Below are 22421 nucleotides of genomic sequence, written 5' to 3'. Positions count from 1 at the left end.
AGCTTATCCTTACTTGACTGCAAACGTCGCTTTAAACTCGCTCAATGCCTTATGTAGTAGCTCTTCAAGCTCTTTATCAATCGCTTTTTTAGCTTTAAGTTGTTCAAAAATATCTGCATACTTCGCTTCAACATAAGAGTTAAGTTCCGCTTCAAAACGACTTACTGACTTGACGTCAATACTATCTAAGTACCCTTTAGCACCTGCAAAAATAATCAAAACTTGTTTTTCAACAGGAATTGGCGCATAAGGAGGCTGTTTCAAGAGTTCAACCATTCGTTGACCACGCTCTAATTGTTTACGGCTTGATTCATCAAGATCACTTGCAAATTGTGCAAATGCTTGAAGCTCACGATATTGAGCAAGGTCAAGTCTCATTGTACCTGCAACTTGTTTGGTTGCTTTAATTTGTGCAGCACCACCAACACGAGAAACAGATAAACCAACGTTAATTGCTGGGCGAATACCTGAGTTAAAGAGGTCGGATTCCAAAAAGATTTGACCATCTGTAATTGAAATAACGTTAGTTGGAATATACGCTGATACGTCACCAGCTTGTGTTTCAATAATTGGAAGAGCAGTCAAAGAACCTGCACCTAATTCATCGTTAACTTTTGCAGCACGCTCAAGAAGTCTTGAGTGTAGATAGAAAACATCGCCTGGGTACGCTTCACGACCTGGAGGACGTCTTAAAATCAATGACATTTCACGATAAGCAACAGCATGTTTTGAAAGATCATCGTAAACGATGAGGGCATGCTTACCACTGTCTCTAAAATACTCACCCATAGAAACGCCTGTATATGGTGCTAAGAACTGCATTGCTGCTGAATCACTGGCACCTGCATTGACAATAATAGTATAATCCATTGCACCGTGTTCTTCAAGTTTTTTAACCACTTGTGCAACGGTAGATTGTTTTTGACCAATCGCTACATAAATACATGTAACATTTTGACCTTTTTGATTGATGATAGCATCAATTGCAATCGTTGTTTTACCCGTTTGTCTATCACCGATAATAAGCTCTCTTTGTCCTCGACCAATTGGAACAAGCGCATCAATCGCTTTAATACCCGTTTGGAGTGGTTCATGGACGGATTTACGTGCCATAATACCATGCGCTTTTTCTTCAACGAAACGTGTTTCGGTTGAATTAATAGGCCCTTTAGCATCAATAGGATCGCCTAATGAGTTAACAACACGACCAACCAATGCTTCACCCACAGGTACACGTAAAAGTTTTGATAATCTTTTAACAGATGAACCTTCTTTGATATCAGTACAACTACCAAGGACAACGATACCAACACTTGATTCTTCAAGGTTTAATGCCATTCCTCTCTCGCCATTCTCAAACTCAACCATTTCACCGGCCATAACGTTTTTCAAACCATAAACATTGGCAACACCATCAGCGACAGAAATAACTTTTCCTGTCTCTTCGATATCAACATTAAGCTCAAAGTTTTCAATACGCTCTTTAATGATTGAACTGATTTCGTCAGCTTTCATTTTTGCTCCCACACATTACTCCTTAACTTTCTTTTATCTATGTATTATTAAATTGCTTTTAAAATATGCTCTGTCATTTGAGCTTTAAGTCGCTCAAGAGAAAAGCTTACTTCAACACCTAAATCATCTAACTCAACTTTAATCCCAGGATACGCATTTGCATTGGCATTTAAATTGATTTTAGCGTTAAATTTTTTACTGAAATTTTCTTCTAACATAGCAACTTGCGTTTGGCTCATTTTAAAGTTAGTTGATACACTACCTTCAAAACTATTGTTTTTCAAAGAGAGTTGATATTTAAGCTCTTTAGCCATATGTGGGATCAATTTTAATCGATCGTTACTATTAATCAATTTAATCAAATTTTGGAATTTTATGTTTTTAGTATCAACCAAAGAGAGAACCAACTCTTCTTTCGATTTTGATGTTACGTCTGGTGAAAGAATAATGTTAATAAACTTCTCTAGCTTAAATGCCTCAACCAATTGAACCAATACGCCATAAACTTCTGTAAGTTCGCTATCCGTACATCCACTCATGAGAGCATTAACATATTTTTTTGCTATCGCTCCACTCATTATGCAACCTTCTTATTGACAATTTTAACCATCTCATCATTATCTAAAGAGATAGATCCTTCTTTGAACATCTCATCTAAAACTTCACATACGATCGTTCTTTGCATTTTACGACGTTCAACACCAATACGATCTTCAAATGTTTTTGACAAATTTGCAATCTCAGCATCTGCTTCTTGTGCTATTTTATCACTTAAAAGAATCGCCTCTTTTTTTGCTGTTTCAACAAGAGCTCTTGCATTCGCTTTTGCTTCCTCAACTTTTAGAAGGGCATTCTCTTTTTTACTATTTGATTCTTTAAGTTTTACCTGAATAGAATCCAATTTTGTTGCAATCTCGTTTTTACGTCCACAATACCATTGCTTAGCAGCATCGGCAACATAATAGTACATAATTGCAGCAAAGATTAAAAAGTTAATGGTTCGAGGGATGATATCGCTTGCACCATCACTTTCACCCGCATTAGCAAATAGTGCTATTGGAGCTAATAAAAATAAAATATAGTTCATTTTCATCCACATACTCCTTTTAAATATGGCTCAGTTTAGCAGAAATACTCTCTTTGAAGAGAGGCATTTGTGCCAACAGACCATTTTTAAACTCATCTTTTTCTGACTCTAAAGCTTTGAAGAATACTACGCTTTGAACTTCAAGATCACTCTTTTTTTGTTCAATTTTTTTTGCAGCTTTTTCTTTTGCTTCACTCAGTGCAGCTTCTCTAATTTTAGCTGCTTCCATTTTGCCCTCAGACAAAATCGTTTCTACTTCTTTATAGTAGGCTACAACGTCACTGGCATTTTTCCCTGCATTTTCTAAGTCACGATTAATAGAGTTATTTCTATTGTCGATAAACTCCAGAAGGGGTCTATAAAGTGTTTTGTTAAGAAGTATTAACAAAACTAAAAATACAGTTCCAGTCACCAGTAACAGTGCTGGGATAATATCCAACATATTTCTTGCTCCTTTAGCTCGAGATCAGACTCAATTTTTAAGATTTTTTAGCACAAACAAGATTGCTGTATCAAAATTTTGCGCGAATTGTAACACAGCAAAGGAAAATCGTTTATTAAATTAACCAAAACAACTAATATTATTACTTCAATTGCTCCAAAAAAGTACAGATTGCTTCACCGTTTTTAAAATGAATTGTAATGGTATTGGCTTTTGGTGTAGCCTCAAAACCAAGCTCTTTGAGTCTGCTTTTGAGTGTTTGAAGTTCTTCAGGAATAGCAGAAATGATTTTTTCTTTTTTACCAATCGTTTCGTCTGCGCTTTTTAGTTTTTTAACCAAGGCTTCGGTTTCGCGAACACTAAGTTTTTGACCTAAAATGGTGTTAACAATCGTCTCTTCATCTTTAGGTTCCAGTCCTACAAGCACTTTGGCATGACCTTGAGAGAGAATGCCTTCAGCAAGATATTTTTTAGTTTGCTCACTGAGGCTTAACAAACGAATTGTATTTGTAATTTGAGTACGACTTTTGTGAATAATCTCCGAGAGTCCATCTTGAGTTATTTTATACTCTTCAATAAGTTCCTTATAAGCAACGGCAAGCTCTACAGGATTAAGATCTTCTCTTTGGATATTTTCAATCAGCGCTAATTCACGCAGATTTTTTGATTCAATGTCTGCAACAATCGCTTTAATTTTAGTTAAGCCAGCGAGTTTACTTGCACGTAAACGACGTTCACCTGCTAATAGCATATAATTATCATCTTTTGCTACAACAATAATAGGTTGTAGTAATCCATGACGCTTAATTGATTCGCTAAGCTCTTTTAAGGCAACTTCATTAAAATGTGTACGTGGTTGATAAGGATTGGGAGAAATGCGCTCAACATCAATTTCGCGCACTAAATCTTTAGCCTGCTCAATATCTTGTTTATAGGCTTCTTCAACATCATCTATAATAGCACTTAACCCTCGTCCTAAGACTTTTTTTGCGCTCATCACATTAACTCACTAAAATCGAATTAGCAAGATTTTGGTACGCTTTAGAACCAGGGGATTCTACATCGTATAAAATAATTGGTTTGCCAAAGCTTGGAGATTCTGCAAGTTTAATATTACGAGGAATCACTACATAGGAAGCACTCTCTTTGTCAACAAACAATTTACTTTTAAAATGTTCTTTAAGATCAGCAAAAACTTGCTTTGAAAGATTGTTTTGTGTGCTATACATCGTAGGTAAAAAACCTTTAATTTCAAGTGTCGGATTAATTGTTTTTTTAATCAATTTCACGGTATTCAGTAATTGTGCCAAACCCTCTAATGCAAAAAATTCGCACTGGATAGGAATAATGACGGAATTTGCTGCACTCAAAGCATTAATGGTAATACTTCCAAGTGCCGGCGGTGAATCAATAATAATGTAATCATATTGATCTTTAATCTCTTCAATTTTTGTTTTCAAAATGAGCTCGCGCCCTTTCGTATTATTGTCATAAAACTCTTTTTCAACACCTACTAGACCAATATTGGACGGTGCTACATGTAACGTTGAAAGTGATGTCTCAAGAATGACTTGCGAGAGACGCTTTCTGCCGATAAGAACGTGATAGATATTGTATTCATAGTCACTTCTGTGAAAACCAAGGCCTGTTGTAGCATTGGCTTGAGGGTCAATATCGATCAATAACACGCGCTTTTCAGCAACTGCTAAGGAGGCAGCCAAATTGATAGCGGTCGTTGTTTTACCAACACCACCCTTTTGATTTGCTATCGCTATAATCTCACTCATCGTAAACTGTACACCTTTTTATTTTCTAGCTCTATAGAGCCATCATCACACAATATCGCATCACGTAACGAGACCAATTTGCCATCTAAATGGAAAGAAAAATTTCGATTTAGATCAAATTCTATCTTATATTTACTAAAAACTTTCTTCCACGATATGTTTTCCTCAACCTTTTGAATTAAATCATTGGCTAAAGCATTTGGTGTGACGATGATATCTAAAGTTCCAAAATCTTTAGGTGAAATGCTAATATTGAGTCCTACTGAGCAGACAATATTTGCACCCGTTTTCGTGGTAATCATCCCTCCAATTTTTTTCGTATTACAGTAAAAATCATTGGGCCATTTTAACCATATTTTCGAGCCTTGCTCCTCTAAAACCTGCTTCATCAAAGCAGAAAAATAGATAGAGCTAGAAGCTAATGGTAAATCAGGAGGTAACTGTTTCTCTTCTACACAAAATGAGAAAAAAAAATTTCCAACTTCACCAATCCAACTATTACCTCTGCTCCCAATACCATTTGTCTGTTTGGTAGCTCCAATAGCACATGGTGCAAGAAGTGTACCTTCGCGAAGAGAGCTAAGAAGATACTGGTGGGTAGAATCTAAAGTATCAAACCAATGTATAACCACTATTTAACCTTTTACCTCGAATATAATCCAGTGCATTCATTGCATTTTTGGAGATAGGCTGAAGTGTTTTAAGCAACAATGAACCCTTTTTACATGTAACAACAACACCTTCAGCTTTGATCTCTTTAATAACGCCTGAAAGAGTCTCTTCTCCATCACTGTACAACTCAAGATCAAGAAGTTTCAATCCTGAATCTAAAAACACACCAGGCCAAGGCGTGAGTGCTTTGTACCGAGTAACGATAGACTGTGCACTTTGGTCGAATGAAACAAGACCATCTTCTTTTTTGATCTTTTTACAATGGGTTGCATTAGCGCTTACTTGATCAAGTGGAGTCAGCAAAGAAAAATTTTGTAATGTCATAATCGTTAGTTTAGCTGCGGCATCCGCAAGGAGATCAAACAGCATAGGGGCATTATGTTCTGGTTTAATTTTGAGATATGAAAAACCCAACATGGCACCCGTATCTAAACCTTCTTCCATAAGCATAGAGGTCACGCCTGCATAGGTTTCATTGGCTAACAGTGTTGATTGAATTGGACTTGCACCTCGATATTTTGGGAGTAGCGATGCATGCAAGTTAATGCAAGGAGCAATGGAAAGAATGTTTTTAGGTAATATCTGCCCATATGCCGCCACTACAATATAATCAGGCTTTAATTGCGCTATTTTGATGTGAGCTTCTTCTGTGCGTAAAGATTTTGGCTGATAAATTTCTACATGTAAATCGTGTTCTAAAAGCCATGCTTTGATATGAGGAGGAGTGAGCGTCTGTTTTCGTCCAACAGGCTTATCTTCTTGTGTTACTAATAGTATAACTTCAATGTCAGAGTTTTTTAAAAGTGCTTCTAAAATCGTTGTTGCATAAGCAGGGGTTCCCATAAAGACTATGCGCATTTTAATCCTTCGTATATGTTCATTCTTCACATAAACACTTTGGTTTTAACGCTATAAAATCGAAGAAATTCTCTCTTACAGCGTTTTACATGTAAAGAGTGTTCCGCCTTTATGAATGCCCTCTATCATATAACTTTTGACATCGCTTAAATCAAAACCACTGGCAATAAACATCGATTTTTTACGCTCTAACAAAAAGTCTGCGGCTTTAAGTTTGGTGACAATACCGCCCGTTGCAAACGCAAAATTGGTTGATTTTTCCATTTCAAGTTCTGCTGGATCAATCTCATGGACAATTTTGCGCATGTTTGCATCCGCGTGTTTATGAGGATCCTTGTCATAGTAGCCATCAATATCGGAGAGCAAGATTAACATGTCTGCCCCAAAATAGTAGGCAACTCTGGAAGAGAGCTGATCATTATCTCCAAAAACAAGTTCTTCCGTTGCTGTTGCATCATTCTCATTAATGATAGGGAGAATGCCATTATCAAGAAGGGTATCAATGGTGCATTTAGCATGAAAACAGCGTTTTCGTGAGTCAAAGTCATCTGCCGTTAAAAGGAGTTGTGCGCCACTTTTCCCAAATTTTTCTAATTTTTCGTTATAGGTTGCCATCAGTTGTGGTTGCCCTACTGCGGCGATTGCTTGGCGGTTATGAAGCATTTTTTTATCAAGTTTTAAAATAGAGTACCCAGCAGCTACAGCACCCGAAGAGACTAAAATCACTTCATGGTTTTTCATGAGCGCTACTAAAAATTCAACTAAATTTAAAATACGCTCTTCACATAAACCGTTTTGATCGCTAAGCACATGTGTGCCAACCTTAACGACTACTCTTCTCATCACGTACCTTTGTAATAACATCAGATAGGGCATACTTGATAGGATCTATATTAATTTTAGAAACCGAAGAGATTGGCATTACAAAGAATGGTAAGGCTCTCTCTCTTTCATGCACATCTTGGCAATATGTATGTAAATCTTCACGCGTTTTATACTTTTGAGATAATTCATTCGGCTCAAGGTCAAGAAGTCCTAAGAAAGCATCTACTTTTTGGTTAATCTCTTCAGAGCTTAATGTATCGCAACGAGTAAGCGCAATGGCATAATCACGGAGTGAAAGTTTTTCAGAAAATTTTCGTAACTCTTGTTTAAGTGTGTAATACTGCTCTTTAAGATCACGGTAATTGGCAAGATCCACCATAAAAAGTAAAAATTTTGTACGCTCAATGTGGCGCAAGAACTCAATACCAAGCCCTTTGCCTTCACTCGCACCCTCAATAATTCCAGGAATATCCGCCATAACATAGGAGCGATAATCATCCGTGACCACAACACCTAGTTTTGGTGTGATAGTTGTAAACTCATAATTTGCAATTTCAGGCTGCGCATTGGAAACAACTGAAATCAATGTTGATTTTCCCACATTTGGAAAACCGACCAACCCAACATCAGCGATCAATTTAAGTTCTAATTTTATCTCTTTGGTAATCCCAGGACGTCCAGGCTGAGCGAATTCAGGACGCTGGTTAGTGGAACTTTTAAAGTGTGTATTGCCCAGCCCTCCCATTCCACCTTCTAAAAAAAGCTTTTTATCCGTATCGTCTAAAAGATCCAAAAGCACTTCGCCTGTTTCTGCATCCAATACTTGCGTTCCAGGAGGAACAGTAACAATTAAATGTTCACCCATTTTACCGTACATTTTTTTTCCCATTCCTGGTTCGCCATTTTTTGCTTTAAGGTGTTGATTGTTTCGAAAATGTGAAAGTGTGTGGGTATTTTTATCCACTTCAAAATAGACATTGCCGCCTCGTCCACCATCACCGCCATCAGGACCACCTTGGATAACATGTTTTTCTCTACGGAAAGAGACACAACCAGGGCCGCCTTTGCCAGAGCTTAGTGTGAGTGCTACATTGTCTATAAACATCGTAAAAACCTTTTGTATGTAGAATAATACCTTTAATCATTACATGTAAACGTATAATCATTAGAGGTATTTTTATTTTTGAGGAAAAAAAAGAGGGTGGAGCGCACTCCACCTTTAAATTACAAGCTTGCGGGGATAACAGAAACTTTATTTCTGATTTTATCTTTACGTTGGAATTGTACAAAACCATCGATTAATGCGTAGATCGTGTGATCAACGCCAATACCTACGTTATTGCCTACATGTACTTTTGTTCCACGTTGGCGAATAATAATATTGCCTGCACGTACGAACTCACCACCAAATTTTTTAACACCCAGTCTACGTCCAGCTGAGTCTCTATTATTCTGGGTACTTCCTTGACCTTTCTTGTGAGCCATTGGTTACTCCTAATTTTTGTATCTTAAATCGGAGTTTTGAAAAACTCCGTTACACGCTTAAAAAGCAAGCTCTTCAAGCTACGTTAGCCACTACGGCACTAAAGCTAGCCAACTGAAGTTGGCAGAATTCTATAGGTAGGTTAAGCTTTAATGCTTACAACTTTTACTCTAGTATATTGTCTTCTAAAACCACGTTTGACTTTTGAATCTTTACGTCTTCGTTTTTTGAAAGTAATAACTTTTTTATCTTTGCCTTCAGTAACAACTTCAAGTTCTACTGTAGCACCATTGACGAATGGGGCACCCACTTTGAGTTCGCCATTGTTCACAGCTAAAACTTCCGTCACTACGATTTTCTCTTTTGGCTGAGCGTCAAGTCTATCGACATTTAAATAGTCGCCTTCTTGAACTTTATACTGCTTCCCGCCATTTTTTATAATTGCATACATGCGTATGTCCTTCTTGGGAGAGATTTATTTTGAGGTATGGATTCTACCTAAACCTTCTTTAAGGTAATATTAAAATAAAACCCACTTAGTTTGTCACAGTTCGACAGAAAATGCGATAGTTTGGCTTTTTAGAGAGAACTGTCACATTACAAAAATACCTAATATAGCCAAAAAGCAAAGCTTTTTGGCTATATTAAAAACTTACAAGACCATATCAGTATAATATTCAATTTGAGCCTTTTTTAAGATGCGAATAAAGTTAGTACTACCTTCAACGCCTGCTGGATAACCCGCTGCTACGATATAGGTTTTTTCTTTATCAATCAATCCTCGCTCAATTCCTTTTTGAAGTGTTTTACCAAGCATCATATTAAGATTACTTGCTTCTATATTCATAATTGGTTTGATACCCCATGCAATCGTTAACGAACGTGCTGTACGTTCATCATGCGTTACAGCATAAATATCCGCTTTGATACGATATCGTGCCAATTTTTTAGCAGATTTTCCTGAGCTGGTGAGTGAGATCATCGCTTCAACACCTAAACGATCTGCCAAACGTGCGGTAGATGAGGAGATGATATCTGTTTCGTCCAAGAAAGGATAAACCTCAAATTTACCATAAGGATAAATCATCTCAGTCTCTCTAATCGTATTGGCCATGACTTCAACAACATGAATTGGATTTTTGCCAATTGCACTCTCTTCGGAAAGCATGACCGCATCGGTTCCATCAAGAACGGCATTTGCGACATCACTAATTTCAGCGCGTGTTGCCATCTCTTTTTCAGCCATGGAAAGAAGCATTTGCGTTGCAGTAATAACGGGCTTTGAAGCAGCATTTGCTTTGGCAATTAACCTTTTTTGAATACTAGGTACTTTATAGTAAGGTACTTCTATACCAAGATCTCCCCTAGCGACCATAATGCCATCACTTACAGCTAAAATTTCATCAATTTTTTCAACAGCATCAAACTTCTCAATTTTTGCAAAAATATGTGCACGAGATTTATGCTCTTTAAGAATTCTTCTTGCATGTAAAACATCTTTAGCACTTTGGACAAAAGAGACGGCTACGAAGTCAACACCATGCTGAGCACCCCACAAAAGATCCGCTTCATCTTTTGGTGTGATAACTTCAATATTAATAACAGTATTTGGAAAATTAACGCCTTTATTAGAAGAAAGTTTACCGCTATTTTCAATCTCAGTGACAATTTTATCGCCTGCTTCAATCACACGTGCACGAATATTACCATCATACAAATAGATATATTCATCTTCTTTAAGCATATCTAAGATTTGAGGCTGATTGATGCAGAGCTCATATTTACCCTCTTCTAATTTTTTACCAACAATCTGCTCTTTGGTGAAATAAAGCTTATCACCCTCTTCAAGGTAAAAATCTTCTTCAAGCTTTCCAACACGAATTTTAGGACCACAAATATCCTGTAAAACACCTACTTTTTTCTGTGCATTTTTTTCTGCTTCTCTTATTTTTGCTAGCGTACTTGCATGATACTCATGAGTACCATGGCTAAAATTGAGACGAAATACGTTTACGCCAGCATTAATTAATCCTTCTAAAATCTCTACACTATCACTTGCTGGGCCAACGGTTGCTAGGATTTTTGTCTTTTTATCCATCTTTAGTTCCTTCTTTCAAAATGAGTTCAATTGTATCACTTTATTGTTACCAAATTATATCATAAGCCTTACATGTAACACCTAAAGTGATGATGAACTTTTACGCATATCTATTTTTTCCATCTCCTCAAACAAAAGCCGATAGATCTGTTCTGCCCGACTTTGAACATACTCTAACGAGTGTGCTCTTTTACATAATTGTACAAAATGCTTCATCACAGCTTCATTGATTTTTATTTGTCCTTTGAGAAGAGCACGAAGTAAATAGGTATAACGTGCACTGCCATAATCAATTTCAAGCTGATATTTTTGAATGACATACAAGGCATCAACCTCCCACATGTGCATCTCATGAGGAAGGCTTTGATGCAATACTTTTTTTAATTTATTCGTTGCTTTCTTAAAAACATCAAATTTAATTGTATAACTTGAAAAAAATATCAGCTCTTCGAGTTCCTTATTTTTTTCAATGTCAATTTCATTGGCAACATAGTGTTTAACTGCGTTATCAATGTCCACAAAATGAGATTTCATCGACTTTTTATACCTCTTAATTTTTGTAAGCTTGTATTATACCTTAGATCATTTCAACCAAATTAAAAGCTTTCTGTGCTATTATCTATACTCATAATCCTAATTAATAAAACGGTTGAGCGAAGTCCATGACAAACACCATCCAACATTCTATTTTAATTTTTAACTACAATGAAACTATTCTTGAGAGCCGTAATACAGTTTTGTGCAATACGATCTTGGGTCAAAAAATTTCTTTGAAAGAAAAAAACATTAAAGGTATTCTTGTTTCACTCAGAGAAGCTCCTTATTCTCCTTTTGTTAAAGAAGATCCAAACCTTGCAAATCTTGTAACACAACTTGAAAAACTTAGCCAAGCAATTGATCTTCCAATAGCCATTGGTGACTATAAAAAAGATACGTTTACCTATCTCAAAAAACTTAGCGCAAATACATCGGTTAAACTCTTTCAAAACATTAACACCGCCCTTCTTTTTTTTAACCCAAGTGCGCTCAAAAAAGAGCTTGCGGTACTGATTTATGATGATGATAAAGAGAATGCTGATAAAATTTCCAGTGAACTTATCAAGCTTGGATATTCGATTGTTCATGCCCATGATGCAGAAGATTTTAAACTCAAAGCCTCTGCTAAAAAATACGATATGACCATTACCCATACGGCGATCAACCAATCAAAAAGCAAAGTTTCGGCTACACAAAGTTTAGGACTTTCTAGACAACTCATTATGAATCTCCCTGTTTTTATTGATACGGCCGTTAATTCCCTCGTCACAATTACAGGTCTTGAAGCTCAAAAAATCAAACACGAGATCAGACCGTTTAATGAAAAAATTCCACCGCAAGTGATTATTGCGGCTATGAAATTTAAAGGTGAGATTTCCGGTTCTTTCTTTCTTATATTTCCAAGAGAACTTGCTCTTATTGCACTTGAGGCTATGCTAGGAGAGAGCCTTGAAGCAGATGACACGGCTGCGATTGTTGATGGGGTTGCGGAGTTTTGTAATATTATTACAGGTTCTGCAAAAGCAATTTTTTCTAACAAAAAACTCAAAGTGCTCTTTGAACTTCCTAAAACCTATCTCTCTTTACAAGTAGCCCTTAGCGATACTTTGGGTTCTAATGGCGTTTGGATTGATATGCAGTTGGATGAAAAACCATTTTACATGTTTATCACGAAGTAATTACTTCTTTTTTAAGACACGTAAAGCCTCACTTAAGGGTTTATCGTCTTCTTCGCTCTCTTGCATAACCTCAATATTGGGTGTTACTCCATTGGGCCAAACACTTTTCCCTTTTGGAGTGCTCCACCTTGCTGTTGCAAATTTTACGGCTGACGCAGTAGTAGATAGAGGGAAAAGAGTGGCAAAAGTATCTTTGCCAAACGTTGGAGTGCCGATAATTGTTGCACGATTATACTCTTGCAATACCGAAGCTACGATTTCAGAACTACCAGAGGAGTCATTATTGACTAAAATGACCAATGGAATGGTTTTTAAAAAAGAGAGTGCTTCAATTTTTTCAACATATTCCATTCCGTCATAATCTTGTGGTGTATTGATATACTGCTTTTTTTCTTCTTTGTGCCGACTTTTCACATTAATGATAGGCTTATCTTTCTCTAAAAAGAGTGACGTAAGGGCTATGCCACTGATAAAATACCCACCGGGATTATCGCGAAGATCCAAAATCATCCCGTCTAGTTTATTGTGTTGAAGATTATAAAGATACTGTATGTCATCCAACATTTCTAAAAGGGCATTTTGTGCAAAAGAACTCACCTTAACATAGGCTATATCGCCTTCAAACATCAAGGAAGTAATATAATCAATCGTCACAACTTTACGCATGACTTGTACTTCAATAGATTTAAAACTATTAGGTTTTAAGATACCTAATTTTACTTTCGTATTGGGTGACCCCCTTAGTGCTGCGACAACTTCTTCAAAATTTAAGTCACGAACCAGTATCCCGTCAATCTGAACAATTTCATCGTCTTTTTGAAGATTTGCTTTTTGTGCAGGAGAGTGATCAACGACCGATTTTACAAAGATATGATTATGCTTTTCTGCCAAAAATAGTCCAACTCCAGCTACTGCTTTAGAACTGAGGTATAACGTTTCATATTCTTCTTCGTTCAAATAGCGCCCATTTGGATCAACACTATTGACCATTCCATCCAAACATCTGTTCATCAGTCGTTTTTCATCAACAGAAGTTATGGACTCATCTTTAATTTTCTGAACAACCTCTTGATACAAAGTCGCAGGATCATATGCTGGTGTATTGGCAGCATTAAGCATACTCAAAAGAGTGAAGGCTAACACAAAAAAACGTCTCAAAAATATCTCCTAAGCTCTATCATAATGTTGTATGGTACTACTTTCAGATATTTTTTGCAAAAATGTTTATGCACTTATGACATACTCTTTTTATTGATCAGTCAGTATCAAACGCATAGGTTGCATCACAGAGGTTTGAAATCCAAACTGCTGATAAAAATGGTGTGCGGCTAAATTGTCAGTGTCCGTTAAAAGTGTAATGCGTTTACATGTAAGTTTTTTTGCATAAGCTATGGCATGTTCAACCAGCATATGTCCACCGCCTCTTCCTCGCCATGCAGTATCAACTACCATATCTTCCAAAAAAGCAACACGTCCACCCAATGCTGTGCTGATTGTCCATAAAAGGCTGACCATGCCGATGATTTTGTCTTCCTCTTTTAAAACGAAAAGTGTCCCAACCTGTGGATCGTCTAAAATGAGCTGAAGACCAGCGCGTTGACTATCACGTTTGGGAGTAAATTCAGCCTCTTGGGAGAAAAGAAGTATCAGTAAATCAACTAAAGATTCCATATCAGAATTTTTTGCCTCATCAACACGCATCATGCTATCCCCTTTATTTTTTGTTATTCTAACATAGGAACCTTTTTTGCTTGTTAGAAACAACCCAATCAAAGGAGTCATAATGACAATAACCGATGACAACAGAATGCACATTGGACCCATCTTTACAGATACGAGTACAAGTATAGCGCCCAAAAAAGAGGATTCAGCCCTTTCTTCTTTCGCTGATGAGTTGGAAAGTCAACTTGCGAGCAATAACAGTAACAATGTTAATCCCAATAAACCAGCAGCGACCGAACCAACAGAATCGGATATGATGGTAGACGAGTTCAAAAAAACCTTAGGAACAAAAGGTGCTCTTACTTTTTTCCAAGATTATAACAATGAAAAAATTGAAAAAATGATTGAAGAGAAAAAAGCAGAATTAGAAGACAAACTAGGATTAAGTGCCGATGCTCAACCTCCATTAACTGGGAATGCGCGAGCCGAAGCACTAGCAAGTTTAGACCAAATGTTGAGTGATTTTCGCAAACAACTCATGGATAAACTTAATACGGACACTAAGATAGATCAGCAAAACTCAATGCTCAACACATTTTTACAAAAAATGGGTTAACGTTTTTGCAAAATTAAAATAGTTTTATCAGACTCGTCGCCAAAAAGTGTGACGGGTTTGGTAGAGCAGAGTTTAAACATTTTAAGCTTTTTGAAAAATGAAAGTGGATGAAAGTATTGTGTTATCGAGCCCTCAACTTTGCGGTAAAGCTCACCCTCTTTTTCAAATAAAACGATCTTTGTTAACAATTCTTTATCAGAAAATGTTGCATCAACGCATAAAAATTGGTTTTCCTTATCTTGACACATAACGCCATCTGCCACACCTTCAAAACCATACAGCGTGTTAACATCGAAGATAAAATAACCCTCTTTGGGTAAAACCCTTGCGACTGCTTCCAAAAAAGAGTCTATCTCTGTAGGGGAGATGTAATTAAGAACATCTGCGATGGCAACAACGCATTCAAACGAAGCTTCACCAAACTCCTCTAGCTCTTTGGTACTTGCATTCACACCTAAAGTAAGGGAGCGTTCAACCATAGCAACACTTCTATCAATGCCATAGGCATCAAATTGCTCGTTTTGCAAATGCTTCAAAAACGTGCCATTACCACATCCAACATCTAAAACAGTCTTTACATGTAAAGGTTTTAACAAACTCAAATAGATCTGGTAGAGTTTTTCATATTGTGCATCAAAACCGATTAAAGATTCGATTTTGGCGTAAAGATCAAGAGGATTTATCATAGATAAGCTTTGTTTGGGGCTTTATTTCAAAGCCCCATAAGATTTAGTCGACGAGTTCTTGTTTAAAGAGCGCTTCGTTGAAAGTACGGCCTAGGTATTCACAAACGATTTTTACGTCACGTCTGGCATTACCAAGACAGCTTGTAGCACCTGGGCTTGGCGTCATATTAAAGATAATGCCCGTTCCCGGATTGATGCTTGCTTCACCTAACATCAATTTTTTCTCTGTTTTGTTGATTACTTGAGGTCTTACACCACCAAAGTGATGGGCGTACTCAATCTCGTCCAGTTGCAATGATGGAACAATTTTGCGCGCATCTTTGATGAAAAGCTCTTTACCAAATTTAGGAACTTCAAAGAAGAAGTTTCTAAAGATATAATTTCGAATGTCGCTATCTTTCATCAAATCATAAAAGACTTTCGCCACTTTACTATCAAACTGTAATGTTTGCCAGAAATCAAGATACGTACCGCCTGTATAGCGCTCCAATTTTGGAAGAACCAATGCCGTTGGTCCAAAACGGGTACAACCATCGGCTAAAATATCAGGATCACCATGCAATGCTGCAAATGGAAGTTTTGGGTGTTGAACCATGTAAACTTTACCATTAAGCATTTTTTTCTTTGTCATATAAAAGCTACCTGCAACGGGTAAACATGCAAAGTCAAGACCAAATCCCATATCGTGTGCAAGATAAAGGGAGTGTGCACCAGCGTTTACTACCACAAAATCAGCCGTAAACGTTTGATCTTTGGTCATCACAACATGCATATCACCAAGTTTGGTAATATTGGTTACTTGAGAGTTCAAAAAGACATCAGCGACTTTGCCTTCAATCTTTTGCGCTTCATGAACCAAACTCTCTGTCATGGCACCAAAATCAACAGTACTGTACTGCCCACCTTCGACACCCACACCAACAATGTTATCAGGGCGTTCTTTGCCATCAAGGTCATAAATGAGTTTTGGCTCAATTTTGGCGAGTTTTTCTTTGTCAAAGACTTCTAAATACGGATAAAGTTCTTTGAACTCTTCGTATCTATTTTTCATATAAGCAACTTCGGTATCACCCACACCGATTGCCATTTTTTGATGCGAAAATAAGAATTTACCTTCGTGTCCATGCGCAACACAATATTTTGCAATCATGCTTGCAGTCTCTTTGACTTTTTTCGCTTTTTCTAGAGTATAGTTAGTCTCGATATCACCACAGTGAATGGTTTGAGAATTTGACGTTCCAGCAGAATTTAATTTTGCTAAACGCTCATATTTTTCGACAAGCGCAATGCGCTTAACGTCTGTATATTTTGCAAGCTCATAAAAAAGAGCTGCACCTGAGATTCCGCCACCGACGACCAAGACGTCATAGTGATTTTTTGTCATGCTAAACAACTTCCTACTCTAAGATTTTAGGGTGCGATATTCTATTATAAAAAGTCCTACAACAACTTTAAATAAAATTGATTTTAGACCTTTAAAATAAAATTTTTACTTTACAGCGATTGCTTCGATTTCAACTAAGGCATTTTTAGGCAGTGATTTCACGCCAACCGTACTGCGTGCAGGTTTATTCTCCTTAAAGAAAGAGCCATACACCTCATTGACTTTTGCAAAGTCATCCATGTTTGCTAAGAAAATGGTTGTTTTAACCACTTTTTTCAAACTACTTCCCGCCTCTTTAAGCACTGCTTTGAGGTTTTCCAATACTTGAGTGGTTTGCGCTTCCACATCACCTTCTAGAAAGCTACCATCGGGTTTGAGTGCAATTTGTCCCGAAGTAAACACCATGTCGTTCACAACAATGGCTTGCGAATAGGGTCCAATAGCAGCAGGTGCATTGGTTGTTGAAACAATCTTCATAGAACTTCCTTTTTAAAGTTTTCAATTACAGTTTTAAATACCGACACTAAAGAGTCTACTTCGCTTAAAGGGCAGCACTCATTGGGAGCATGAATCGTGTCATTAACCACGCCGCACTCGACGGTTGCAACACCAAAATTACCAAAGAAACGTGCATCACTGGTTCCACCCGCCGTGGAAAGTTTAGGTACTTTTCCGTTTACATGTAAAAGCGCATTCTTGAGTGTTTTGATAATTAAAGAATCTTTACATGTAATAAAAGGTTGCGCACTTTGGCTGAGGCTGAGGCTAAAGTTCATTCCCTGAAGAACGTCTTCTACATAGAGACGAATTTTTTCTATATCGGTTTGAGTTGAGTTGCGGACATTGAACATAATCTTGAGATTTCCAGGAGTGACATTGGTGACTTCCATACCGCCGCGAATGTCAGTAATAACCATTTGGGAAGGGGTAAAATCCTCATCACCATTGTCGAGTAAATGACCTGCAAGTTTGTGCAGTACGGAAGCTACTTGATGGACAGGATTGACCGCTTTTTCAGGATAAGCCGCATGACCTTGCTTGCCTGTAATTTCAATGACCCCATTGATAGAACCTCTACGCCCAATTTTGATGGCATCTCCAAAAACTGTTTCGGATGTGGGCTCCGCTACAATGGCATAGTCTGGTAAGAAAGAACGAATTTTTAACGCTTTGAGGAGTTCAATAGTGCCATGTTTAGCATCTCCTTCTTCATCACTGGTAAGAAGTACTGAAAGTGTCCCTTTGAAAGAATCTGTCTGCTTCAGTGCTTGTAAAAATGCGCACACGCCACTTTTCATATCTTGCGTACCCCTAGCATAGACAACACCCTCTTTAATGATAGGTTCAAACGGCTCACTCTGCCATCCAAACCCAGCGGGTACAACGTCAATATGTCCCGCAAAACAGAGATGGGGGCCTTCGCTAAAGCGTTTATATAAAAAGAGATTTTTCGTTTCTTCAACGTTCACTTCGATAACGTCAAAATCATTCAAATACTCTTTTATAAACGCAAAAGCACCATCATCATGAGGTGTTACGGAGACAAAGCGTAAAAGTTTTAAGAAAAGTTCTTCTGTTGTTAACATCATTCCTCTATTTTAAAGAAGTATCGTTTAGAGTTGATACTCTTTCTTCGTTTATTCTCTAACATCAAGCTTTTTTAAAGTTTAATCAATGTAGCACCATAACCACCCATATTAATCGGTGCATCACCATAGGAAACGAGTGATGGATAGGTGCTTAAAAAGGTTCTTACTGCATACGCTAACTTTCCCGTACCAATACCATGATACACCAAAACCTCATCAAAACCACTCATCAGAGCATCACTTAAAAATTTATCAAGTCTTTCAACCGCTTCATCAGCTCTAAGCCCGTGCAAATCTAAAATCATCGAACCACTCGGTGTCTCTTTGGAGATGACAACACCTGCTTTATGCACTTTAGGTTGATTGCCCGTTCGCTTGAGTTTAGAGAGAGGGACACGAAGCATAATGCCATCACACTCGATGGTTGCTTCCTCTTTTTTAATGCTTTTAATGATGCCTTTGGAGCTTCCGTATTTGATTTTATCGTTTACATGTAAAGGCTCTGCTTTTTGATCGGGAATCACTTTACGTGTCTCTTGGTGCAATTGGTTGGCTTTGTTTAACAGACGATGTGACTCTTTGGTATCCGAACTTTTAATCGCTTTTTTTGCTTCACCAATTGCTTGATTGAACTCTTTTGACATTTTAGAATATGCAGAATCAAACTCTTCTCTCACGCGCTCTTTTTCATCGCGCAAAGACTCTTTAAGTTTTTCTACCTCACGAAGTCTCGCATCAAGCTCTTCTGACGTTTTGCGCATTTCAAGCTCTAAGTCAATATTTTTTTGAATGAGCTCATTGAGCTTTTCTTTGTCTTCGCCGTACAAAACGCGTGCTTCTGCAACGAGAGACTGAGGAATACCATAGCGAAGGGCTGTTTCAAAGGCATAACTTCGACCAATCGTTCCTTTGAGAAAGCCGTATGTGGGACGCTCGCTCTTTTCATCGTAAATTGCGGCCAAAAGTTCAACTTCAGGATGCGTGGCAAGCAAAGAAGCTAAGCGTTTATGGTGGGTAGTAATGACGATTTTCATCTCTTTGTCGATCAGTTTTTCGATCATCACTTTAAAAAGATTGGCCGCTTCATCCGCGTCTGTTCCCAGCTCAATCTCATCCACACCAATGAGTGCTACTTTCTTACCAAAAAGTTTACTAAACTCATTCATCCGCCCAGCAAAAGTTGAAATGTCATTTTTGACATTTTGAGGATCATCCAAAATGGCAAATACCTCTTTAAAAGAACCAATACTCGAATGTTTGGCATCAATGCGCATTGGAAGCAGGTATTTACTCAAAATGGCAGCCGAGAGGATGGATTTTAAAAGCATTGTCTTACCACCCGCATTCACACCGGTTATCATTAAAACCTGTTTACTAAAATTAATCGTAATGGGTTTTGGATTGACAAGGGCTGGATGCGCAAAATTTTCAAGTTTAATAGTATTACTCTTAGAAGGAAGCACAAACTCCATATCTTTTTCTCTCGCATACGCCACTCTGGCATAGTAAGCATCAAAACGATCAAACTCTTTGTTCACGAAACCCAAAAATTTGAGCTGTTTCGTAAACACTGAAGAGATTTGCTTGGCGTACTTGTAAACCAGCTCTTCTTTGCGGTCTATCAGTTCACTTTCGCGACTCACGAGTTTGCCTAAAGATTCAGGTACGACATAGAAAAATCCACTACTACTACGTCCAATAACATTACCTTTGAGCACATGGTTAAAACCACCGCGAACCAAAAGTGCTTCTTGATTATTGATATAGTGAATCTGCTTATCGGCAAGATAGAGGGCTATTTTTTCAGTGGAGATGAGACGACGAAGCGTGCTGTTCATCTCATCTTTCACCATTTTGAGACTTTGGGCAATGTTGGCGAATTGCTCATCAACGCTAGGTTTTAGTTCCCCTTTCTCATCAAAATAGTCACAAATTTGTGTAATCTCTTGCGGAATCAGAATTCGTTCCATCCATTCGCCCAGACTTTGATCAATCAACATATTTTTGAGATATTGCATATATTTGACAATTTGGACAAACGCAAAAATTTCATTGAGGCGAAGTATCCCCATCTTACTAAGATGCATGAGTGCTACATCCAAAGAAGGAACTTCAGGCAGAGGCTTGAGGCGATCACGGGTAAGGAGCTCGTGAATCAATTTATAATGCAAGTTGGCATCACCCTCCATAAAGAGGGGTTTTTCACGTGCTAAAAAGTGTTTAAAGCTTTGGGCATAATCGACCAAATCCAGTTTTGAAAAAAGTTTTTCCATTAGGGATTTACTTTCACTTTTTCAAGCGTGCATGTCGCTATATCGATGACAACACCTCTGTCATTTTGATTGTTATTGTTTGCAATAAAACTAAGCGTTCCATTCACAAAAACAAATGTATCCGAAGAAATTTCTCGCCCATCACAATAGAGCGATTTACCTTGTTTGAACGCACTAATCATCAAACGGTTTTCTTCACTGTTCTGACGACTTTGTGCTTCATACCACCAGGCAAGAGCGAGGAGAAGGGCAAGGACAATAAACAGTCCTCCTTTTGCTTTTTTAGAAAAAGTGCTCTTTTTGGCAGCGATAACAGAAGCAATAAGAAACACGAGTGCTAAAAGAAGTAAAAGTTGCATCACATAACTCCTCTGAGTTGATAGGTTATATCTCCCGCACCAAAACTAATCACCAAACCTTCATTAACTATGTGTTGGTTCGCTTCGCAAGGAGATATCTCAATACTATTTCCATTTCGATAAATTCGTGGTGGTAAGAGTGGCGCATAGCGTGCGAACTCTTTTTCGAAATCAATGAAAACCTCTTTTTCACCTGCTTTCCAAACCGGTAAAATGATAAGCTGATCCACGCCTTCAAAGCAGTTGACAAAACTCTCTAAATTATCAATCGTACGTGAGTATTTGTGTGGTTGCCAAATCGCTGTAATCTTTGTAAGTCCCATGAGTTCAGCATATTTTTTGGCTGATTGCAATGTTGCTTTAATCTCAGTGGGATGATGACCATAATCATCAATGAGTGCAAAATTTTCACTCTTTGTCAAAAGATCAAAACGCTTTTTAATCCCTTGGTAGCTTTTCAATTTTTCGCGTGCCGTATCGACATCCATCTCATGCAAACTTGCCAAAATTGCGAGTGAAGCATCAAGTGCCATATGGGCACCAATCCCCCACACTTCAAAATGTCCTAAATCTTTAAGAACGAATGAGGTAAAAGGTTCACCGTTTCGCATCACAGTTTCAATACCACTAATATCTCGACTTGGATAAAGGCGATCTGCTTCAAGCTCATGAAGGGTACTCAAAAAGGGATCTTCTGCATTAATGACACGAATCTTAGCACTCTCTAAAAAGTGACGATATGCACCATAAAATCGGTCATAATCATAATTATAATACTCCATATGCTCAGGCTCAGCATTGGTGACAATCGCAATGTACGGATTGGAGTTTAAAAAGCTCGCGTCACTCTCATCGGCTTCAAAAATAACATTATTTCCCTCTTTGTAGTACATATTAGAGCCATACTGCTTACTCTCTGCACCAATAACTAAAGAGCCTTCTACCATCGAAGCGAGCATCGCGCTGGTTGTACTTTTGCCATGTGCTCCACAGACTGAAAAAACACGTCTATTTTTCAAAATAAACAAAAGAGCTTCACGACGTGGCATGATCGTCATATTTTTCTCACGTGCTCTGACTAACTCTATATTATCAGGTTTAATAACCGCTGAAAACACCACTAAATCTTGATCGGTAATACACGCTGGATCGTGAGGAATATGCACAGAAATGCCCATCTCTTCTAAGCCTGCTGTAATTTTACTGGCTTTAACATCTGAACCTGTAATCTCATAACCCTCTTGTTTTAAATATTTTGCTAATGCGGAAAGCCCGATTCCGCCGATTCCTACAAAATGAACCTTTTTCAACCATTATCCTTCATACATAATCTATTTTTACACGCTTTACAAGCCAAGCTTGAAAAGCTA

25 protein-coding genes are annotated in these 22421 nt (G+C 37.8%); 2 read left to right on the top strand and 23 right to left on the bottom strand.

Annotation, left to right across the window (positions count from 1 at the left end):
• Nucleotides 1-9: 9 nt before the first annotated feature.
• The 14 genes from atpA to SJPD1_RS03015 form a co-directional block, all read right to left on the bottom strand.
• Complete coding sequence (gene atpA, locus SJPD1_RS03080) at nucleotides 10-1515, bottom strand: F0F1 ATP synthase subunit alpha (protein WP_096047778.1); 1506 nt, start codon at nucleotides 1513-1515, stop codon at nucleotides 10-12.
• Nucleotides 1516-1562: 47 nt separating this feature from the next.
• The gene (locus tag SJPD1_RS03075; protein WP_096045912.1) at nucleotides 1563-2093 is read right to left on the bottom strand and encodes a F0F1 ATP synthase subunit delta; all 531 of its coding nucleotides are present in this window, start codon (nucleotides 2091-2093) and stop codon (nucleotides 1563-1565) included.
• On the bottom strand, nucleotides 2093-2608 hold the full coding sequence (locus SJPD1_RS03070; protein WP_096045911.1) for a F0F1 ATP synthase subunit B: 516 nt from the start codon (nucleotides 2606-2608) through the stop codon (nucleotides 2093-2095). The genes SJPD1_RS03075 and SJPD1_RS03070 overlap by 1 nt, the downstream gene beginning before the upstream one ends.
• A 13-nt stretch (nucleotides 2609-2621) precedes the next feature.
• On the bottom strand, nucleotides 2622-3044 hold the full coding sequence (locus SJPD1_RS03065) for a FoF1 ATP synthase subunit B' (protein ID WP_096045910.1): 423 nt from the start codon (nucleotides 3042-3044) through the stop codon (nucleotides 2622-2624).
• A gap of 142 nt (nucleotides 3045-3186) precedes the next feature.
• Entirely contained in the window at nucleotides 3187-4041 is an 855-nt protein-coding gene (locus tag SJPD1_RS03060) for a ParB/RepB/Spo0J family partition protein (RefSeq protein WP_096047777.1), read from the bottom strand.
• A 4-nt stretch (nucleotides 4042-4045) separates the two neighbouring features.
• A complete protein-coding gene (locus tag SJPD1_RS03055; RefSeq protein ID WP_025343857.1) occupies nucleotides 4046-4831 on the bottom strand; it encodes a ParA family protein in 786 nt (261 codons plus the stop codon).
• Nucleotides 4828-5463 (bottom strand): biotin--[acetyl-CoA-carboxylase] ligase, encoded by a 636-nt coding sequence (locus SJPD1_RS03050; RefSeq protein ID WP_096045909.1) that lies wholly within the window; start codon nucleotides 5461-5463, stop codon nucleotides 4828-4830. Before SJPD1_RS03050 ends, SJPD1_RS03055 begins: the two co-directional genes overlap by 4 nt.
• Nucleotides 5444-6361, bottom strand: a complete 918-nt coding sequence (gene fmt / locus SJPD1_RS03045) for a methionyl-tRNA formyltransferase (protein WP_096045908.1) — start codon at nucleotides 6359-6361, stop codon at nucleotides 5444-5446. The genes SJPD1_RS03050 and fmt overlap by 20 nt, the downstream gene beginning before the upstream one ends.
• A gap of 75 nt (nucleotides 6362-6436) precedes the next feature.
• Nucleotides 6437-7204, bottom strand: coding sequence for a glutamate 5-kinase (gene proB, locus SJPD1_RS03040; protein ID WP_096045907.1), 768 nt, complete (start codon nucleotides 7202-7204; stop codon nucleotides 6437-6439).
• Complete coding sequence (obgE, locus tag SJPD1_RS03035) at nucleotides 7185-8291, bottom strand: GTPase ObgE (RefSeq protein WP_096045906.1); 1107 nt, start codon at nucleotides 8289-8291, stop codon at nucleotides 7185-7187. Before obgE ends, proB begins: the two co-directional genes overlap by 20 nt.
• Before the next feature lie 119 nt (nucleotides 8292-8410).
• Nucleotides 8411-8671, bottom strand: a complete 261-nt coding sequence (rpmA, locus tag SJPD1_RS03030) for a 50S ribosomal protein L27 (protein WP_025343852.1) — start codon at nucleotides 8669-8671, stop codon at nucleotides 8411-8413.
• A gap of 140 nt (nucleotides 8672-8811) precedes the next feature.
• Nucleotides 8812-9120: a 50S ribosomal protein L21 gene (rplU, locus tag SJPD1_RS03025; protein WP_096045905.1), complete on the bottom strand. Its 309-nt coding sequence runs from the start codon at nucleotides 9118-9120 to the stop codon at nucleotides 8812-8814.
• A 201-nt stretch (nucleotides 9121-9321) separates the two neighbouring features.
• Nucleotides 9322-10767, bottom strand: coding sequence for a pyruvate kinase (gene pyk / locus SJPD1_RS03020; protein ID WP_096045904.1), 1446 nt, complete (start codon nucleotides 10765-10767; stop codon nucleotides 9322-9324).
• A gap of 81 nt (nucleotides 10768-10848) precedes the next feature.
• A complete protein-coding gene (locus SJPD1_RS03015; protein WP_096045903.1) occupies nucleotides 10849-11301 on the bottom strand; it encodes a hypothetical protein in 453 nt (150 codons plus the stop codon).
• A 128-nt stretch (nucleotides 11302-11429) separates the two neighbouring features.
• On the opposite strand from SJPD1_RS03015, the gene SJPD1_RS03010 reads away from it, so the two are divergent.
• Nucleotides 11430-12482 (top strand): chemotaxis protein CheX, encoded by a 1053-nt coding sequence (locus SJPD1_RS03010; RefSeq protein ID WP_096045902.1) that lies wholly within the window; start codon nucleotides 11430-11432, stop codon nucleotides 12480-12482.
• On the opposite strand, the gene SJPD1_RS03005 is transcribed toward SJPD1_RS03010, so the two are convergent.
• Both SJPD1_RS03005 and SJPD1_RS03000 read right to left on the bottom strand, forming a co-directional pair.
• Nucleotides 12483-13640 (bottom strand): S41 family peptidase, encoded by a 1158-nt coding sequence (locus SJPD1_RS03005; RefSeq protein ID WP_096045901.1) that lies wholly within the window; start codon nucleotides 13638-13640, stop codon nucleotides 12483-12485.
• Between the two features lie 90 nt (nucleotides 13641-13730).
• Nucleotides 13731-14186: a GNAT family N-acetyltransferase gene (locus SJPD1_RS03000; RefSeq protein ID WP_210394407.1), complete on the bottom strand. Its 456-nt coding sequence runs from the start codon at nucleotides 14184-14186 to the stop codon at nucleotides 13731-13733.
• A gap of 79 nt (nucleotides 14187-14265) precedes the next feature.
• Between SJPD1_RS03000 and SJPD1_RS02995 the strand changes: the two genes are divergently transcribed.
• Entirely contained in the window at nucleotides 14266-14760 is a 495-nt protein-coding gene (locus SJPD1_RS02995; RefSeq protein WP_096045900.1) for a hypothetical protein, read from the top strand.
• On the opposite strand, the gene SJPD1_RS02990 is transcribed toward SJPD1_RS02995, so the two are convergent.
• From SJPD1_RS02990 to murC, 7 genes are all read right to left on the bottom strand, one after another.
• The gene (locus tag SJPD1_RS02990; protein WP_096045899.1) at nucleotides 14757-15446 is read right to left on the bottom strand and encodes a class I SAM-dependent DNA methyltransferase; all 690 of its coding nucleotides are present in this window, start codon (nucleotides 15444-15446) and stop codon (nucleotides 14757-14759) included. The two genes, SJPD1_RS02995 and SJPD1_RS02990, sit on opposite strands and share 4 nt — an antisense overlap.
• A 43-nt stretch (nucleotides 15447-15489) precedes the next feature.
• Nucleotides 15490-16830: an FAD-dependent oxidoreductase gene (locus SJPD1_RS02985; RefSeq protein ID WP_096045898.1), complete on the bottom strand. Its 1341-nt coding sequence runs from the start codon at nucleotides 16828-16830 to the stop codon at nucleotides 15490-15492.
• Between the two features lie 105 nt (nucleotides 16831-16935).
• Nucleotides 16936-17307 (bottom strand): RidA family protein, encoded by a 372-nt coding sequence (locus SJPD1_RS02980; RefSeq protein WP_087437826.1) that lies wholly within the window; start codon nucleotides 17305-17307, stop codon nucleotides 16936-16938.
• Nucleotides 17304-18416, bottom strand: a complete 1113-nt coding sequence (gene dapE, locus SJPD1_RS02975) for a succinyl-diaminopimelate desuccinylase (RefSeq protein WP_096045897.1) — start codon at nucleotides 18414-18416, stop codon at nucleotides 17304-17306. Before dapE ends, SJPD1_RS02980 begins: the two co-directional genes overlap by 4 nt.
• A 74-nt stretch (nucleotides 18417-18490) precedes the next feature.
• Complete coding sequence (locus tag SJPD1_RS02970; protein WP_087437824.1) at nucleotides 18491-20692, bottom strand: endonuclease MutS2; 2202 nt, start codon at nucleotides 20690-20692, stop codon at nucleotides 18491-18493.
• Nucleotides 20692-21051 (bottom strand): hypothetical protein, encoded by a 360-nt coding sequence (locus SJPD1_RS02965; RefSeq protein ID WP_087437823.1) that lies wholly within the window; start codon nucleotides 21049-21051, stop codon nucleotides 20692-20694. The genes SJPD1_RS02970 and SJPD1_RS02965 overlap by 1 nt, the downstream gene beginning before the upstream one ends.
• Nucleotides 21051-22361, bottom strand: a complete 1311-nt coding sequence (gene murC / locus SJPD1_RS02960) for a UDP-N-acetylmuramate--L-alanine ligase (protein ID WP_087437822.1) — start codon at nucleotides 22359-22361, stop codon at nucleotides 21051-21053. Before murC ends, SJPD1_RS02965 begins: the two co-directional genes overlap by 1 nt.
• Nucleotides 22362-22421: the final 60 nt, after the last annotated feature.

This window comes from Sulfurospirillum diekertiae (assembly GCF_002309535.1).
Lineage (GTDB): Bacteria > Campylobacterota > Campylobacteria > Campylobacterales > Sulfurospirillaceae > Sulfurospirillum > Sulfurospirillum diekertiae.
This window is presented reverse-complemented; position numbering and strand designations above follow the sequence as displayed.

Coding starts and splice junctions, on each gene's coding strand:
- atpA (WP_096047778.1), bottom strand. CDS start 1,515: ATGAAAGCTGACGAAATCAGTTCAATCATTAAAGAGCGTATTGAAAAC.
- SJPD1_RS03075 (WP_096045912.1), bottom strand. CDS start 2,093: ATGAGTGGAGCGATAGCAAAAAAATATGTTAATGCTCTCATGAGTGGA.
- SJPD1_RS03070 (WP_096045911.1), bottom strand. CDS start 2,608: ATGAAAATGAACTATATTTTATTTTTATTAGCTCCAATAGCACTATTT.
- SJPD1_RS03065 (WP_096045910.1), bottom strand. CDS start 3,044: ATGTTGGATATTATCCCAGCACTGTTACTGGTGACTGGAACTGTATTT.
- SJPD1_RS03060 (WP_096047777.1), bottom strand. CDS start 4,041: ATGAGCGCAAAAAAAGTCTTAGGACGAGGGTTAAGTGCTATTATAGAT.
- SJPD1_RS03055 (WP_025343857.1), bottom strand. CDS start 4,831: ATGAGTGAGATTATAGCGATAGCAAATCAAAAGGGTGGTGTTGGTAAA.
- fmt (WP_096045908.1), bottom strand. CDS start 6,361: ATGCGCATAGTCTTTATGGGAACCCCTGCTTATGCAACAACGATTTTA.
- proB (WP_096045907.1), bottom strand. CDS start 7,204: ATGAGAAGAGTAGTCGTTAAGGTTGGCACACATGTGCTTAGCGATCAA.
- obgE (WP_096045906.1), bottom strand. CDS start 8,291: ATGTTTATAGACAATGTAGCACTCACACTAAGCTCTGGCAAAGGCGGC.
- rpmA (WP_025343852.1), bottom strand. CDS start 8,671: ATGGCTCACAAGAAAGGTCAAGGAAGTACCCAGAATAATAGAGACTCA.
- rplU (WP_096045905.1), bottom strand. CDS start 9,120: ATGTATGCAATTATAAAAAATGGCGGGAAGCAGTATAAAGTTCAAGAA.
- pyk (WP_096045904.1), bottom strand. CDS start 10,767: ATGGATAAAAAGACAAAAATCCTAGCAACCGTTGGCCCAGCAAGTGAT.
- SJPD1_RS03015 (WP_096045903.1), bottom strand. CDS start 11,301: ATGAAATCTCATTTTGTGGACATTGATAACGCAGTTAAACACTATGTT.
- SJPD1_RS03010 (WP_096045902.1), top strand. CDS start 11,430: ATGACAAACACCATCCAACATTCTATTTTAATTTTTAACTACAATGAA.
- SJPD1_RS03000 (WP_210394407.1), bottom strand. CDS start 14,186: ATGATGCGTGTTGATGAGGCAAAAAATTCTGATATGGAATCTTTAGTT.
- SJPD1_RS02995 (WP_096045900.1), top strand. CDS start 14,266: ATGACAATAACCGATGACAACAGAATGCACATTGGACCCATCTTTACA.
- SJPD1_RS02990 (WP_096045899.1), bottom strand. CDS start 15,446: ATGATAAATCCTCTTGATCTTTACGCCAAAATCGAATCTTTAATCGGT.
- SJPD1_RS02985 (WP_096045898.1), bottom strand. CDS start 16,830: ATGACAAAAAATCACTATGACGTCTTGGTCGTCGGTGGCGGAATCTCA.
- SJPD1_RS02980 (WP_087437826.1), bottom strand. CDS start 17,307: ATGAAGATTGTTTCAACAACCAATGCACCTGCTGCTATTGGACCCTAT.
- dapE (WP_096045897.1), bottom strand. CDS start 18,416: ATGTTAACAACAGAAGAACTTTTCTTAAAACTTTTACGCTTTGTCTCC.
- SJPD1_RS02970 (WP_087437824.1), bottom strand. CDS start 20,692: ATGGAAAAACTTTTTTCAAAACTGGATTTGGTCGATTATGCCCAAAGC.
- SJPD1_RS02965 (WP_087437823.1), bottom strand. CDS start 21,051: ATGCAACTTTTACTTCTTTTAGCACTCGTGTTTCTTATTGCTTCTGTT.